Below are 15,559 nucleotides of genomic sequence, written 5' to 3'. Positions count from 1 at the left end.
TCATTTGGATTCCAGGAAGGGCGCTAACCGACGCTCAGCTGCGGCGTTGAACCTAGCCGAACAGCGGGCTACCCACGAACGGGTCAATGGCCAAGGCCAGGAATACGATCGACAAGTAGGTAATGGAGATATGGAAGACCTTCATGGCCTTGCGGTTGATCTCGGCCGGCTTATGGTCGCTCTGCGCTTCGCGGTGGAGCACGTGCGATTCGTAGACGAACCAGATGCCCGCGCCGCCAGCGATTGCGGTGTAAACGATTCCTGCGCTACCCAGTGGGACCAGCAGCATCGAGCAAACGACAGTGGCCCAAGCGTAGAGCACAACCTGTACCGAAACGCGGCGAGCGTTGGCGATCGCGCCCAGCATAGGCACTGAAGCCGCGTTGTAGTCATCCGCATACTTCATGGACAGCGGCCAGTAATGCGGCGGGGTCCAGAGGAAGATCACCAGGAACAGGATGATCGCTGGCCATTCAATTGTGTTGGTCACTGCGGCCCAAGCGATCAGCACAGGCATGCAGCCGGCGATGCCACCCCAGACAATGTTCTGAGCGGTACGGCGCTTGAGGATCAAAGTGTAGAACACGACGTAGAGGAGGATTGCAGCCAGGCCCAAGGCGGTCGTCAGCGGATTGGTGCCAACCCAGAGAACCACCAGGGAGGCTATGGCCAATACCCAAGAGAAGACCAGTGCTTCCCTCGGGGTGAGGTCCCCAGTGACCAAAGGGCGCCCCTTGGTACGTTTCATCAACTTATCCATATCGCGATCGATATAGCAGTTGAATGCACCAGAAGCACCTGCGGCCATAGCTCCACCAACAAGGGTGGAGATCATGAGCCAGACGGAGGGGAAACCCCGTTCGGCAAAGATCATGGTCGGAAGGGTGCTCACTAGCAGCAACTCGATTACGCGAGGCTTCGTCAACGCCACGTAGGCATTGGCCTTGCGCTTCAGAAAATCGCCGGCATTTTCATCAGGCTGACGCGATGCGCGGGGCACTGATGCTGCGGCGACACTTTGAGTCTTCAATTAAACGCACTCAGTTCTTCACGGGTACAAGACAGACACTGTCATTCTACGCTGGATAGAAATTGATTGAAACTCCCCAGGAGAGGATCACAGTTGAAAAATGGTGATTTGGCTCAATTCAAGACGCTACAATCGCCTGCCCGGCGGCTAGCCATGCACCTTTGCGGCTTCACGCTCCCATCGGATTCTGCTCCTCGAACCGATCTTCCGCAGGCAGCCCCCGCCCCAACCAGCGTTTCCCGCGTACCGTTGCAGCACGCCAAAGTCGACAAGCCGGGAGCCTTCGATGGAATAACCCTGCGCGGCGGGAGAACTCATCCGGTTCCAAATGCCCAACAGCATTTCGGCAGATTGCGCGTGGTCCCCCGGACCCTGCTCCCAAATGAACAAAGATGGCAACTGATGGCCACTAGTGGAACAAATCTTGTTCTTTGTAGCGTTGGCTGGTTGCCGTGCACCGGCTGGCAGAAGTGCCCGGCCACCCATATCCCCCGGCTGCCACCTGCGCACGAATGCGCAGAATGCCTGAGCAATTCGCTCACGCCGTGGCATGAATAGCCGTATCAAGTCCACCTTCTGCGCAAACCGAATAATTCTGTGTCATCTTGCTAAATCCAACGCCCCAATACGCCTTTTCGCGATAGAGTTGACTCAGATTGCGCCGTCGCGACCTGCATCCCTCTGAATAAAGCACAGCCGGAGGAATGGGGAGGCGACGGCGTATTGCGTGTCAGCGGGAGATATCTCCCGTCCAAGCCTGAATGGAAGGAACGCCGCTGTGGCGACTGAATCCTTAGTTGAAGAATTCTCACTGACCGAGTTGGACCGTAAGGCCATCGACACCACCCGTGTCCTGGCAGCCGACGCCGTCGAAAAGGTTGGCAATGGCCACCCCGGTACCGCAATGAGCTTGGCTCCGGCCGCCTACTTGATTTTCCAGAAGCACCTGCGCCACGATCCGAAGGATCCGAACTGGATCGGCCGCGACCGTTTCGTGCTTTCCCCGGGCCACACCTCGCTGACCCTGTACCTGCAGCTGTTCCTCTCGGGCTACGGCCTGGAGATGGAAGACATCGAAGCGCTGCGCACCTGGGGCGCCAAGACCCCGGGCCACCCGGAATTCGGCCACACCGCCGGCGTTGAGATCACCACCGGCCCGCTGGGCCAGGGCCTGGCTTCCGCCGTTGGTTTCGCCTACTCCCAGCGCCGCATGCGCGGCCTGCTGGATCCAGCTGCCGAGGCAGGGACCAGCCCGTTCGACCACACTGTCTACGTCATCGCTTCCGATGGCGACCTGCAGGAAGGCGTCACCTCCGAGGCCTCCTCGCTGGCCGGCCACCAGGAACTGGGCAACCTCGTTGTGATCTACGATGACAACAAGATCTCCATCGAGAACGACACCGACATCGCCTTCACCGAAGACGTGCTGGGCCGCTACGAGTCCTACGGCTGGCACACCCAGCGCGTGGACTGGACCGTCACCGGAGAATACGTCGAGGACATGGCCGCACTGGATGCTGCTGTGCGCGCCGCGAAGGCCGAGACCTCCCGCCCATCGATCATCAGCCTGCGCACCATTATCGGCTGGCCTTCGCCGACCAAGCAGAACACCGGCGGCATCCATGGCTCGAAGCTGGGTACCGACGAAGTTGCCGGCCTGAAGACGATCCTGGGCTTCGACCCCGAGAAGAACTTCCAGATCGAGGACGATGTACTGGCTCACGCCCGCGAGGTCGTAACCCGCGGTGCGCAGCTGCACGCCTCGTGGAACGAGACCTTCGAGGCCTGGAAGTCAGCCAATCCGGAAGAAGCCGTCCTGCTTGAGCGCCTGCAGGCTGGCGAATTGCCAGAGGGCTGGACCGAGAAGATCCCGGCCTTCGAGCCAGGGTCCACCATGGCTACCCGCGCCGCGTCGGGCAAGGTCATCAACGCGATCGCCGATGAATTGCCAGAACTCTGGGGCGGCTCTGCCGACCTCGCCGGTTCGAACAACACCACCATCGAGACCGCGAAGTCCTTCGCTCCCGAGCGCCGCTCCACCGATTCCTGGTCCGCCAGCCCGTACGGCCGCGTGCTGCACTTCGGCATCCGCGAGCACGCCGCCGCCTCGATCGTGAACGGCATCGTGCTCTCCAGCCCGACCCGTGCATTCTCCGGAACCTTCCTGATCTTCTCGGACTACCAGCGTCCGGCGATCCGCTTGGCCGCGCTGATGGGTGTCCCCTCGATCTTCGTGTGGACCCACGACTCCATCGGCCTGGGCGAAGACGGCCCGCCCCACCAGCCAGTGGAGCAGCTCGCTTCGCTGCGCATCATCCCCAACTTCGACGTCGTCCGCCCAGCGGATGCCAACGAAGTCGCCTACGCATGGCGCGGCATCCTCGAGCTGACCGACACCCCGTCGGGCATCGTCCTCTCCCGCCAGAACCTGCCAATCTACGACCGCGCGGCCACCGGCTTCCGCGGCGCCGAAGGCACGCTGAAGGGCGGCTACATCCTCGCCGAGGCTGTGCGCGATGGCGCGGAGACCACCCCGGATGTCATCTTGCTGGCCACCGGCTCCGAGGTCGAGCTGGCTATCGAGGCCCGCGAAGCCCTGGCTGCCAAGAACGTCGCGGCCCGCGTCGTTTCGCTGCCGTCGCTGGAATGGTTCGCCAAGCAGGACGCGGCCTACCGCGAAGAGGTCCTGCCGGCAGCCATCACCGCCCGCGTTTCGGTTGAAGCCGGCGTGGCCCAGGGCTGGCGCGAGCTGGTCGGCGCGCACGGCGAAATCATTTCGCTGGATCACTTCGGCGCTTCCGCCGATTACAAGAAGCTGTACTCCGAGTTCGGCATCACCACCGAGGCTGTTGTAGCCGCTGCCGAAACCTCCATGCAGAACGCTGCCAAGTAAGGAACCGAAGTAAAGATTATGAGCAACCCGAATACCCAGGCCCTGTCCGATGCCGGCGTCTCCATCTGGCTGGACGACCTTTCGCGTGAACGGCTGACCAGCGGCTCGCTGGCCAAGCTGATCGAAGAGAAGAACGTGGTCGGCGTGACAACCAACCCGGCAATCTTCGCGGCATCGCTGTCCAAGGCAGAGGTGTACGGCGAGGCCATCGCCGAGCAGAAGCACCGCTCGGTGGAAGACGCGATCACCGAAATCACCAGCGACGACGTGGCAGCTGCCTGCGACCTGTTCAAGGGCGTCTACGAGTCCTCCCAGGGCTTCGACGGCCGCGTGTCCATCGAGGTCGATCCCCGCCTGGCTCACGAGACCGCACCAACCATCGCCCAGGCCAAGGCCCTGTACGAACGCGTGAACCGCGAGAACGTGCTGATCAAGATCCCGGCAACCGTCGAGGGCCTGGAAGCCATCACCGAAACCATTGCCGCCGGCATTTCGGTGAACGTCACCCTGATCTTCTCGCTGGAACGCTACCGCGAGGTCATCAACGCCTACCTGCTGGGCCTGGAGAAGGCCCACGCTGCCGGCGTGGACCTGTCCAAGATCCACTCGGTCGCTTCCTTCTTCGTTTCCCGCGTGGATTCGGAAATCGACAAGCGCCTGGACGCCATCGGCACCGATGCCGCGGCCGCCGTGCGCGGCCAGGCCGGCGTGGCCAATGCCCGCCTGGCTTACCAGGTCTTCGAAGAGTCCTTCGCTTCGGCACGCTACGAGGTGCTGGCAGCTGCCGGCGCCAACGTCCAGCGTCCGCTGTGGGCTTCGACCGGCGTGAAGGATCCTGCCTACCCATCGCCCCTGTACGTGACCGAACTGGTCGCGCCGCAGACCGTGAACACCATGCCGGAGAAGACCCTGGACGCCACCGCGGCTGAAGCCGAGATGCGCGGCAACGCGATCGCCGGCGGCTACGATGCGGCCAACCGCGTGCTGGACAAGCTCGCTGCACTGGGCATCGACTACAACGAGGTCGTGGACCTGCTCGAGGTCGAAGGCGTTCAGAAATTCGACGTCGCATGGAACGAGCTGCTTGAGGACATGGCTGTGGCATTGAAGGGAGCCAAGTAGATGGAGCTTGGTCTGGTAACCTCCGGCGAGGCCCTGGCCTCCGTCGATGCGTTGCTCCCGAAGCTGATCGAAGCGAAGATCGGCAGCCGCATCGCCGCCCAGGACCCGACCATTTGGGGTCCTGAGGCAGAAGCTGAATCGGCCATCCGCCTCGGTTGGGTCAACCCCTTCGAGGCAGCTGGCAAACTGATCCCGCAGATCCTGGATCTGCGCGATGAGCTGCAAGAAGAGGGCCTGACCCGCATCGTGCTGTGCGGCATGGGCGGCTCCTCGCTGGCTCCTGAGGTCATCACCGCCCATGACGAGGTGGAACTGGTCATCTGCGACACCACCGATCCGTCGATGGTCAAGCAGATCGTGGAAACCGACCTGCAGCGCACCGTCGTGGTGGTTGCTTCCAAGTCGGGTTCCACCGTGGAAACCGATTCGCAGCGCCGTGCGTTCACCGCAGCTTTCCAGGCTGCCGGCATCGATCCGGCGACCCGCTTGGTGCTGGTCACCGATCCGGGCTCGCCCATGGATAATCCTGATGGCGTGCGCGCGGTATTCACTGCGGATCCGAATGTCGGCGGGCGCTACTCGGCGCTGACCGCTTTCGGCCTGGTCCCTTCGGGCCTGGCCGGCGCGGACATCGAAGCCCTGGTTGAAGAATCCGGGCTGATCAACGATGTGCTGGCTCTGGACGACGAGGACAACCTCGCGCTGCACCTGGGTGCCGCCATGGCTACCGCGGGCCGCGACAAGCTGCTGATTGCCTGTGTGGGCGATGCCCTGCCGGGCTTCGGCGATTGGGCCGAGCAGCTGATCGCCGAGTCCACCGGCAAGGAAGGCAAGGGCGTGCTGCCTGTTGCCGCGCATGTGGATGCACCGGAGCTGGCGAACCCGGCTCAGGACGTGCTGCCGCTGTTCGTCTACGACGCGCTGCCTGAGGATTTCGACGAGGACGCCACCGCCGTGCACTTCAGTGCACCGCTGGGCACCGCCTTCATGATCTTCGAGTACGCCACCGCCGTGGCCGGCTACCTGCTGGGCATCAGCCCCTTCGACCAGCCTGATGTCGAGGCCGCGAAGATCGCCGCCCGTTCCATGCTCGATGCTCCAGCGCAGAGCGCACCGGATGCAGTGGACGGACCAGTTGAGCTCTACGGCACCGGGGCCAAGACCTTGGAGGCGGCTGTGGAGCAGCTCGCCGCGCAGCTTCCGGCAGACGGCTACCTTGCCATCCAGGCATACCTGAACCGCAATGCGGACCAGGAGCTTGCCGCGCTGCGCGATCTGCTCGCCAAGAAGACCGGCCGTCCAGTCACCTTCGGCTGGGGTCCGCGCTTCTTGCACTCCACCGGCCAGTACCACAAGGGCGGCCCGGCACAGGGCGTGTTCTTGCAGGTCACCGCGGATCACAAGGAAGACCTTGGGATCCCGGAGCGTCCGTACACCTTCGGCGGCCTGATCACCGCCCAGGCGATCGGCGATGGCGCAGTACTGGCTGACGCCGAACATAACCGCCCAGTGCTGCGCGTGAACCTCACGGACCGCGCCGCCGGAATCGCTGCCCTGCTAGAGGCAGCGAAGTAAGGCACTATGAGCAACCCACTACGCGACGCCCGCGACCGGCGGCTTAACCGCATTGCCGGTCCGGGCGCGCTGGTGTTCTTCGGAATCACCGGCGACCTTGCCCGCAAGAAACTCATGCCAGCGGTCTACGACCTGGCTAACCGCGGACTGCTTCCCCCGAATTTTGCGATTGTCGGCTTCGGCCGCCGCGACTGGACGGCACAGGACTTCGCCGACCAGGCCCGCGAATGGATCCTCGCCAGCGCCCGCACCCCCTTCAACGAAACCGTGTTCGCCCAGCTGGCCGCCGGTATGCGCTTCATCTCCGGCGCCTTCGACGATGATGGCGCCTACGAGAAGCTGGCCGCGACTCTGGACGAACTGGCCGAATCCCGGTCCACCGGGCGCAACCACGCCTTCTACCTCTCGATCCCGCCGAGCTGGTTCGAGGTTGTCTGCCAGAAGCTCTCCGAGCACAAGCTGGCCAAGGACAAGAACCCGGGCTGGGAACGCGTGGTCATCGAGAAGCCCTTCGGCCACGACCTGCAAAGCGCCCGCGAACTGAACGAGATCGTGGAGTCCGTGTTCCCGCCGGACGCGGTGTTCCGCATCGACCACTATCTTGGCAAGGAAACCGTGCAGAACCTGCTGGCTCTGCGTTTCGGCAACCAGATGTTCGAGCCGCTGTGGAACAACAAGTACGTGGACCACGTGCAGATCACCATGGCCGAGGACATCGGCATTGGCGGCCGCGCCAGCTACTACGACGGTGTGGGCGCGGCCCGCGACGTCATCCAGAACCACCTGCTCCAGCTGCTGGCGTTGACCGCCATGGAGGAACCCATTTCCTTCGACGCGGACCACCTGCGCAGCGAAAAGGAGAAGGTGCTCACCGCCGTCCAGCTGCCCGAGGACCTGGGCGCGGCCAGTGCCCGAGGCCAGTACACCTCTGGCTGGCAGGGCGCCGAGGAGGTCGTCGGCTTCCTCGACGAGGAGGGCTTCAACCCGAAGTCCAAAACCGAGACCTACGCGGCGGTGCGCCTGAACATCAATACCCGCCGCTGGTCCGGGGTGCCGTTCTACCTGCGTGCCGGCAAGCGCCTGGGCCGCCGCGTCACCGAAATCGCGGTGGTCTTCAAGAAGGCGCCGAACCTGCTGTTCACCGACCACAAGGACGACGAATTCGGCCAGAACGCGTTCGTGATCCGCGTGCAGCCCGATGAAGGCGCGACCATCCGCTTCTCCTCCAAGGTGCCCGGCACCCAGATGGAGATCCGCGATGTGACCATGGACTTCGGCTACGGCAACGCCTTCACCGAATCCTCGCCCGAGGCCTACGAGCGGCTGATCCTCGATGTGCTGCTCGGTGAGCCGCCGCTGTTCCCGCGCCATGAGGAAGTCGAGCAGTCCTGGCGCATCCTGGATCCTTTCGAGGAGTTCTGGGCCTCGCAGCCCACCCAGCCCGATCCCTACGCTCCGGGCTCCTGGGGACCCGAAAGCAGCGATGAGCTGATGGCCAAGGATGGAAGGACCTGGAGACGACCATGATGATCGATCTTCCCAACACCACCACCTCCAAGGTGGCCAAGAAGCTGATCTCCTCGCGCCGCACCCACGGCGTGGTAGCGCTCTCCCGCGTGATGACCCTGGTGGTCATCACCCGCGAGGGGTTCGCCGAGAACGCGATCGAGGCGGCCAACTTGGCCAGCCGCGAGCACCCCTGCCGGATCATCGTGGTGGTCCGCGGCAACAAGTCCGAGGCCAACCGGCTGGACGTGCAAATCCGCGTGGGCGGGGACGCCGGCGCCTCCGAGGTGATCGTGATGCGCACCTACGGCCCGGATGTCGTGGCCGACGAGGCGCTGATCTCCGCACTGCTGCTGCCCGATGCGCCGATCGTGGCCTGGTGGCCGCATGGCGTGCCGCAGGATCCGGCCGGCACCGCGCTGGGCAAGCTGGCGCACCGCCGCATCACTGATTCGGCGGAAACCGAAGACCCCACCGCCGCGCTGTTCAGCCGCATCGAGACCTACCAGGCCGGCGCCACCGACCTCGCCTGGACGCGGCTGACCCTGTGGCGTGCCCAGCTGGCGAGCATCATCGACCTGATCGGCACCGAGGGGCTCTCGGGCATCACCGTGAAGGGCTCGGATAATTCCCCGTCCACCACCTTGCTGGCCGCCTGGCTGACCCTGTGCCTGGACGTCCCGGTGACCATCGCCGCGGACAAGTCCAATGGCGGGCTCTCCAGCGTCCGGCTGGCACGCGAAGCCGGCGACGTGGAGCTTTCGCGCCCTTCCGGCGCGGTAGCCCACCTTTACCTGCCCGGATCGGCCCCGCAACGCATCTCCCTGCCACGGCGTTCGGTGGCCGAATGCCTGGCCGAAGAGATGCGCCGCCTGGACGCCGATGACGTCTTCGGCGAGGTCATCACCAAGGGCCTGAACCTGACCAACCTGAGGAGCATCAGATCCAGTGATCGCTAGGCAAATACTGATCCATGAGAACCCGGAAGCTACCGCCCACGCCATTGCGGCCCGGCTGATCACCTCGATCGCCGATGCACTGGCCGCCCGCGGAGTTGCCCACGTGGTGGTGACCGGCGGTTCGCTGGGCATCGCCGCCCTGGAAGCCGTCGCGGCCAACCCCGCCAAGGCCTCGGTCAACTGGTCGCAGGTGCACTTCTGGTGGGGCGACGAGCGCTTTGTCGCCACCGATTCAGCAGATCGCAACGTGCTGCAGGCCGCAGCCCTGTTCGACGCGCTGGATGAATTGGGCCTGGACCGCGCCACCGTGCACGCCATGGGCGCCAGCGACAAGTACGAGTCCGCCGAGCAGGCCGCCGCGGCCTACGCCGAGGAACTGGCCGGGGAAGCCGAAGACAGCGCCTTGAACCCCGCGTTCGATGTGCTGATGCTGGGCATGGGCCCGGACTCGCATGTCGCCTCGCTCTTCCCGAACCACACCCGGTCCGACGAGCCAGGAGTCATCGCGGTCCACGACTCCCCCAAGCCGCCTGCGCACCGCGTCACGCTCACCATGGGCACCATCAACACCGCCAAGGAGGTCTGGCTGATCGTGGCCGGTGCCGACAAGGCGCCGGCGCTGGCCAAGGCCCAGCACGAGGTCAACGAGACCGCTGTCCCGGCCTCCGCCGTGCACGGCACCCACGCGACCCGCTGGATCATCGACCGCGCCGCGGCCACCTTGCTCTAGCCTGCACCGCATCGCCGGTGCCGCGATCCTGCACTCCAGGATCACGGCACCGGCCTTTGCTTTCCCCTCGCCACCTGCCCGAAAGGTTCCCATGCATTCCGTCCCGCTGCCCGATGCCGCGCAGCCATCCCGCAAGGTCACGGTGATCGGCGCCGGCGTCATCGGGCTCTCCACCGCCCATGAGCTGGCTGCCGCCGGCCACCAGGTCACCGTCATCGCCGACCAGCTGCCGCTGCAGACCGTCTCCGCGGTGGCCGCAGCCATCTGGTTCCCGTACCACTCGGAGAACTCCGCAGCCGCCGATCTGCTGCTCGCCCGTTCGCTGGCACGCTTCGAGGAGCTCTCCGGCATCAAGGAAACCGGCATCGACCTGCGCCGCGGCCTGAATCTGGAATCGTCCCCGGAGGAAGACCGCTCTTGGGCACAGATCGTCGCCAACGCCGCCGAAGCCCCGGCAGAAGACATCCCGCGCATTGCCGCCGCCGGCATGCGTGCCACCGTCCCGGTGATCACTATGCCTCTCTACCTCTCCTGGCTGCATGAACAAGCCTTGGCCAAGGGCGTCAAGTTCATCCAGCGCACCATCGAATCCATCGACGAGCTGCAGGAAGAGGCCGACGCCGTCGTATTGGCCACGGGCCTGCGTGGCGGCGAACTCACCGGGGATGACGGCACTGTCTACCCCATCCGAGGCCAGGTGATCCGCCTGGCAAACACCGCAGGGTTGGTCCACTGGCTCTGCTATGACGAGCATCCCCAGGGCGTCACCTACATCATTCCGCGCCGCGATGACATCATTGTTGGCGGTACCGACGTGGCCAACGACTTCAACGCCAAGGTCGACCCGCAGACCGCCACCGACATGCTGCGCCGTGCCATCGGCCTGGTCCCCCAGCTGGCCGGCTGCGAGATCCTGGAGCACAAGGTGGGGCTGCGCCCGGCACGCGAGACGATCCGCCTGGAGCGCGTCGACGGGCACGCTGTGCCTGTCATTGCGGCCTACGGCCACGGCGGGGCTGGGGTCACCCTTTCCTGGGGTACCGCACAGCGGGTCGTGGAATTGCTCGAAACCTAGCAGCACCAGCGTCCAACCGGCAGCCACGCTTTTCCGCGAGGCTGCCGGTCTGCTTTAACCGGCGGCGCGGCTGTGGCAGATCCGCCCACTCGCTCCCGCAGGCGCGCTAGTAACCACGGGCCAGGTGACGGAAATCACCATTGACACCGGCTTTTCCGAGCGTATTATTTCATTCGTACTACTCGTCCCACGGTTTCGCGAGACGTTATTTCGACCATTGCGATCTCCATGAATCTTCCCAATGCGCGGTCCGCCGCGCAGCACAGCGTGCTGGCCAAACCCGCACGCGCAGTAGCCGTCGCCTTTGCCGGCGCAATCCTCATTGGCGGATTGCTCCTGTCTTCACCGGCGGCCAACACGCAAGGCACCTTCACATCCTTGGTGGACGGGATCTTCACCGCGACGTCAGCGGTGTGCGTCACCGGCCTGACTGTCTTGGATACGGCAACCCACTACACCCTCTTCGGCAAGATCGTCATCCTGGTCCTGATCCAGGTCGGCGGCCTGGGCCTGATGCTCGTCGCATCGTTGCTGAGCATGCTGGTCATGGGCCGCATCGGCTACCTCACCCGGCTCTCCACGCAGCGCGAAAGCTCCGCCGTTTCGGGCGCCGACGTGCGCACCTCGGCATTGATGATCATCAAGCTGTCACTGGCCATCGAATCCGCAGTGGCCCTCGTCTTGGCCCTCCGCTTCTGGCTGGCCTACGACTACGAACCCGCCAGGGCGATCTGGCATGGCCTGTTCCATGCGGTCTCTTCCTTCAATAACGCGGGATTCGCCCTCTACTCGAATAACCTGATGGATTTCGTCGCGGACCCGTGGCTATGCATCCCCATCAGCATCGCCATCATCCTCGGCGGCTTGGGCTTCCCGGTTCTGGTCCAGCTCAGGCATCACTGGCGGAATTCGCTGAAGTGGACGATGAACACTCGCCTGGTCCTGCTCATGACCGCATTGCTGCTGCTTGGCGGCACCATCTTCATCACCGCCATGGAATGGTCCAATCCGAAGACGCTGGGCGAGCTTGAACCTGCCCAGCGGATCCTGGCTGGATTCTTCCAATCGGTGCAGACACGTACCGCTGGCTTCAATTCCATCGATATCGGCGCGATGCATCCAGCCTCCTGGCTGGGCATGGATGTGCTGATGTTCATCGGCGGAGGGCCCGCCGGCACCGCCGGCGGCATTAAGATCACCACGGCTGCGATCCTGCTGTTCATCATCATGACCGAACTTCGCGGCGAGACCGCCGTCAATGTCCTAGGCAAGCGCCTGTCCCGCTCGGTGCACCGGCAGGCCATCACGGTGGCGCTGATGGGCGTAGCGGCGGTATTCGTCGGCACCATGGGCCTGCTGCTGCTGACCGGCTATTCCCTGGACCGCTGCCTCTTTGAAGCCACCTCCGCATTCGGCACAGTCGGGCTGTCCACCGGCATTACCCCGGATTTGCCGGACCCTGCCAAGGGCATCCTCATTGCATTGATGTACCTGGGCCGCGTCGGGGTCCTCTCGCTGGGCTCCGCGCTGGCCCTGCGCGATCGAAAAGCGCTCTACGAACTCCCCAAGGAAAGGCCTTCAATTGGCTAAGCTACTGAATTTTCGAAATGACGCCAAGGGCCTGTCTAAGGCGGACTCCGTTGCAGTGATCGGGCTCGGGCGATTTGGCGAATCCCTGGCCCTGGAACTGATGAAGTCCGGTACCCATGTCCTGGGCATTGACGCGCACGAGAACATCGTCCAGTCCCTGAATGGGGAATTGACTCAGGTGGTTCGCGCCGACGCCTCAAGCCGGGAAATCCTTGAACAGCTCTCGATCCACGAGTTCGACCGCGTGGTGGTTGCCGTAGGCAGCCACCTGCAGTCATCCATCCTGTGCTGCTCGCTCTTGGTCAGCATGGGGATCCCGCAGATCTGGGCCAAGGCGCAGGACGATCGGCACGGTCTGATCCTGGAGCAGCTCGGAATCCACCACATCGTCTACCCGGAGAAGGATATGGGCAAGCGAGTCGCCCACCTGGTGCGCGGATCCATGATGGACTACCTGGAAGTCGATCCAGGCTATGCCATGGTGAAAATGAGCGCACCAGCCACATTGCACGGTGTGAAACTCAGTGATGCCGGGGTACGCAATAAATACCGGGTGACCATCGCTGCCACGACCAATGCGGCCGGCGAATGGAAGAACACGGACGGAAACACCGTCCTGCAGACCGGAGACAAGATCCTCGTGCTGGGATCGATTGCCGATACCGAGAAGTTCGGGCAACTGGCCTGAGACGCGCAATAGGCGCCTTCCACATGATGTGGAAGGCGCCTATTGACTGCTACGGAAGGGTACTGCCTAGGCTTCGATGCTGAATCGCAGGACCAGAGCGAGGCCGATAATCACGGCACCCCAGATCAGACCAAGAATAATGGTGATGCGGTTCAGGTTGCGCTCGGCTACACCCGAAGATCCCATTGAGCTGGTCATGCCGCCGCCGAACATGTCGGACATACCGCCACCACGGCCCTTGTGCAAAAGGATCAGCAGGGTCAGCAGGACGCTTGTAATGCCCAGCAATACCTGCAAAATGATCTTGATAATATCCAAGTCGACGGTTCCTTAGTTAGATTCAGTCGGTGACGAGATGATGCTCGAACCTGACAATATTAGCAAATTCCTCGGCATCCAGGCTGGCACCGCCAACCAACACGCCATCAACATCGCGTTCGCGCATGATCGATGCGGCATTTGCTGCCTTAACACTACCGCCATAGAGCAGTTGAGTCTTCTCGGCAACCTCTGCACCGAAGCGTTCAGCCAGCGCACCGCGAATTGCGGCGCACATTTCCTGCGCGTCAGCTGGTCCGGCAACTTCGCCCGTACCGATGGCCCAGACTGGTTCGTAGGCGATGACCAGGCTTGCGGCCTGCTCAGCGGTTACGCCTTCCAGCGACTGAGCCAACTGGTCCAGGGTGAATGCCACATGCTCGCCGGCCTTGCGAACTTCCAGGCCTTCGCCGACGCAGAGCATCGGGGTCAGGTCGTGGCGGTAGGCAGCAGCCAGCTTGGCGGCAATCACCTGGTTGGTTTCATTGTGGTACTCGCGACGCTCGGAGTGGCCTACCAAAACGTAGGTGCAGCCGAGCTTCTTGAGGAACTGGCCCGAAATTTCACCAGTGTACGCACCTGAGTCCTGTGCGGACAGATCCTGGGCACCGTAAACGATATCCAGTTTGTCACCCAGGGTCAGTGTCTGCACGCCGCGGATGTCGGTGAAGGGAGGGAACACTGCGACCTCGGCACGATCGTAATCGTGCTCATGGTCCTTCAGGGTCCACGCCAGCTTCTGCACCAGGGTGATGCCCTGGACGTGGTCCATGTTCATCTTCCAGTTGCCGGCAATCAGCGGCTGGCGCACAAAGGCGCCGTTCTGCGAAATGGTCATTATTAGCCTTCCAATGCGGCAACACCCGGCAGGGTCTTGCCTTCGAGGTACTCCAGCGAAGCGCCGCCACCGGTGGAGATATGGCCGAAGTCATCCTCCGAGAAGCCCAGTGCGCGCACGGCTGCAGCGGAATCGCCGCCGCCTACGACGCTGAACGCTTCCGAGTCCGCCAGAGCCTGCGCGACGGTACGGGTACCTTCGGCGAAAGCAGGGATCTCGAAGACGCCCATCGGGCCATTCCAGAACACGGTATTTGCACTGGTGATGTAGCTTGCGAACAGTTCAGCGGACTTTGGTCCGATGTCCAGGCCAAGGCCGTTGGAGCCGAAGCTGGCTTCTTCGATCTTGTCTGCGGCCAGCACCTCGTGCTCTGCGTCGGCACCGAACTTGCTTGCCACTACGACGTCGCTAGGCACGATGATGTCGCAGCCGAGCTTCTCGGCCCGCTGCAGGTATTCCTGGCAGGTCGCGATCTGGTCTTCTTCAAGCAGCGAGCTGCCAATGGCGAAGCCCTGCGCCTTGAGGAAAGTGAAGGCCATGCCGCCACCGATCAGCAGCTGATCGGCCTTGCCCAGTAGGTTGTCGATGACAGCGAGCTTGTCCGATACCTTGGACCCTCCGAGCACCACAACGTATGGGCGCTTCGGGGCCTCGGTCAGGGTCTTGAGGACCTTGACCTCGGTAGCAACCAGGTCGCCCTGGTAGCTAGGGAGCAGACTGGCGATGTCGTAGACCGAAGCGTGCTTCCGGTGCACAGCACCGAAAGCGTCGTTCACGTAAGCGCCGTTCTGACCGGTCAGCGCAGCCAATTCCTTGGCGAACTCTTCGCGCTGCGCATCATCCTTGGAGGTTTCGCGAGCATCGAAGCGGACGTTCTCCAGAACCAGCACGGAGCCCTCTTCGAGGTTTGCCGCCAACTGGCGAGCGGAGTCGCCCACCACGTCTTCGGCAACAGCTACGTCGAAGTCAGCCAGTTCGTCCAGGCGGTTAGCCGCAGGAGCGATGGAGTACTTGGCATCGACCTGGCCCTTGGGGCGTCCCAAGTGGGCCATTACGATGACCTTTGCGCCAGCTTCAGCCAGCTTGCCGATGACTGGCAGCGACGCGCGGACGCGGCCATCATCGGTCACAGTTGCACCGTCGAGCGGTACGTTCAGGTCACTGCGGACCAGAACGTACCGTCCGCGGACGCCGTTGTCAGCGATCAATTCGTCAATGGTGTGAGAAGACATGTC

13 protein-coding genes are annotated in these 15,559 nt (G+C 63.4%); 9 read left to right on the top strand and 4 right to left on the bottom strand.

Annotation, left to right across the window (positions count from 1 at the left end; translation table 11 throughout):
- Positions 1-52: 52 nt before the first annotated feature.
- Positions 53-1,000 carry a heme o synthase gene (locus ACNPM8_RS15420; protein ID WP_448940151.1) on the bottom strand — a complete coding sequence of 316 codons (948 nt, stop codon included), beginning with the start codon at positions 998-1,000 and terminating at the stop codon, positions 53-55.
- An 808-nt stretch (positions 1,001-1,808) separates the two neighbouring features.
- Here ACNPM8_RS15420 and tkt point away from each other — a divergent pair.
- The 9 genes from tkt to ACNPM8_RS15375 all read left to right on the top strand — a co-directional run bounded on the left by tkt (position 1,809) and on the right by ACNPM8_RS15375 (position 13,168).
- Entirely contained in the window at positions 1,809-3,923 is a 2,115-nt protein-coding gene (tkt, locus tag ACNPM8_RS15415; protein WP_448940150.1) for a transketolase, read from the top strand.
- 18 nt (positions 3,924-3,941) lie between these two features.
- A complete protein-coding gene (gene tal / locus ACNPM8_RS15410) occupies positions 3,942-5,045 on the top strand; it encodes a transaldolase (RefSeq protein ID WP_448940149.1) in 1,104 nt (367 codons plus the stop codon).
- Entirely contained in the window at positions 5,046-6,620 is a 1,575-nt protein-coding gene (locus tag ACNPM8_RS15405) for a glucose-6-phosphate isomerase (protein ID WP_133834202.1), read from the top strand.
- A gap of 6 nt (positions 6,621-6,626) precedes the next feature.
- Complete coding sequence (gene zwf, locus ACNPM8_RS15400) at positions 6,627-8,147, top strand: glucose-6-phosphate dehydrogenase (RefSeq protein ID WP_105656657.1); 1,521 nt, start codon at positions 6,627-6,629, stop codon at positions 8,145-8,147.
- Positions 8,144-9,085, top strand: coding sequence for a glucose-6-phosphate dehydrogenase assembly protein OpcA (locus ACNPM8_RS15395; RefSeq protein WP_448940148.1), 942 nt, complete (start codon positions 8,144-8,146; stop codon positions 9,083-9,085). Before zwf ends, ACNPM8_RS15395 begins: the two co-directional genes overlap by 4 nt.
- On the top strand, positions 9,075-9,815 hold the full coding sequence (gene pgl, locus ACNPM8_RS15390; RefSeq protein ID WP_448940147.1) for a 6-phosphogluconolactonase: 741 nt from the start codon (positions 9,075-9,077) through the stop codon (positions 9,813-9,815). The genes ACNPM8_RS15395 and pgl overlap by 11 nt, the downstream gene beginning before the upstream one ends.
- A 91-nt stretch (positions 9,816-9,906) precedes the next feature.
- Complete coding sequence (locus ACNPM8_RS15385) at positions 9,907-10,890, top strand: FAD-dependent oxidoreductase (protein WP_448940146.1); 984 nt, start codon at positions 9,907-9,909, stop codon at positions 10,888-10,890.
- 228 nt (positions 10,891-11,118) lie between these two features.
- Positions 11,119-12,480: a TrkH family potassium uptake protein gene (locus ACNPM8_RS15380; RefSeq protein WP_133834205.1), complete on the top strand. Its 1,362-nt coding sequence runs from the start codon at positions 11,119-11,121 to the stop codon at positions 12,478-12,480.
- Entirely contained in the window at positions 12,473-13,168 is a 696-nt protein-coding gene (locus ACNPM8_RS15375) for a potassium channel family protein (protein ID WP_448940145.1), read from the top strand. Before ACNPM8_RS15380 ends, ACNPM8_RS15375 begins: the two co-directional genes overlap by 8 nt.
- 66 nt (positions 13,169-13,234) lie before the next feature.
- On the opposite strand, the gene secG is transcribed toward ACNPM8_RS15375, so the two are convergent.
- Genes secG through ACNPM8_RS15360 form a run of 3 tightly spaced genes read right to left on the bottom strand, consistent with a single transcriptional unit; the run spans position 13,235 to position 15,556 of the window.
- Complete coding sequence (gene secG / locus ACNPM8_RS15370) at positions 13,235-13,486, bottom strand: preprotein translocase subunit SecG (protein WP_105656662.1); 252 nt, start codon at positions 13,484-13,486, stop codon at positions 13,235-13,237.
- Positions 13,487-13,508: 22 nt separating this feature from the next.
- Entirely contained in the window at positions 13,509-14,324 is an 816-nt protein-coding gene (gene tpiA, locus ACNPM8_RS15365) for a triose-phosphate isomerase (RefSeq protein WP_448940144.1), read from the bottom strand.
- Positions 14,325-14,326: 2 nt separating this feature from the next.
- On the bottom strand, positions 14,327-15,556 hold the full coding sequence (locus ACNPM8_RS15360) for a phosphoglycerate kinase (protein WP_105656664.1): 1,230 nt from the start codon (positions 15,554-15,556) through the stop codon (positions 14,327-14,329).
- Between the last annotated feature and the right edge of the window lie 3 nt (positions 15,557-15,559).

It is taken from the genome of Glutamicibacter sp. AGC46, assembly GCF_053543715.1.
This window is presented reverse-complemented; position numbering and strand designations above follow the sequence as displayed.

Bases quoted from the DNA above. Each gene is read 5' to 3' on its own strand.
- tal (WP_448940149.1), top strand. From the start codon at position 3,942: ATGAGCAACCCGAATACCCAGGCCCTGTCCGATGCCGGCGTCTCCATC.
- ACNPM8_RS15405 (WP_133834202.1), top strand. From the start codon at position 5,046: ATGGAGCTTGGTCTGGTAACCTCCGGCGAGGCCCTGGCCTCCGTCGAT.
- zwf (WP_105656657.1), top strand. From the start codon at position 6,627: ATGAGCAACCCACTACGCGACGCCCGCGACCGGCGGCTTAACCGCATT.
- ACNPM8_RS15395 (WP_448940148.1), top strand. From the start codon at position 8,144: ATGATGATCGATCTTCCCAACACCACCACCTCCAAGGTGGCCAAGAAG.
- ACNPM8_RS15385 (WP_448940146.1), top strand. From the start codon at position 9,907: ATGCATTCCGTCCCGCTGCCCGATGCCGCGCAGCCATCCCGCAAGGTC.
- ACNPM8_RS15380 (WP_133834205.1), top strand. From the start codon at position 11,119: ATGAATCTTCCCAATGCGCGGTCCGCCGCGCAGCACAGCGTGCTGGCC.
- tpiA (WP_448940144.1), bottom strand. From the start codon at position 14,324: ATGACCATTTCGCAGAACGGCGCCTTTGTGCGCCAGCCGCTGATTGCC.
- ACNPM8_RS15360 (WP_105656664.1), bottom strand. From the start codon at position 15,556: ATGTCTTCTCACACCATTGACGAATTGATCGCTGACAACGGCGTCCGC.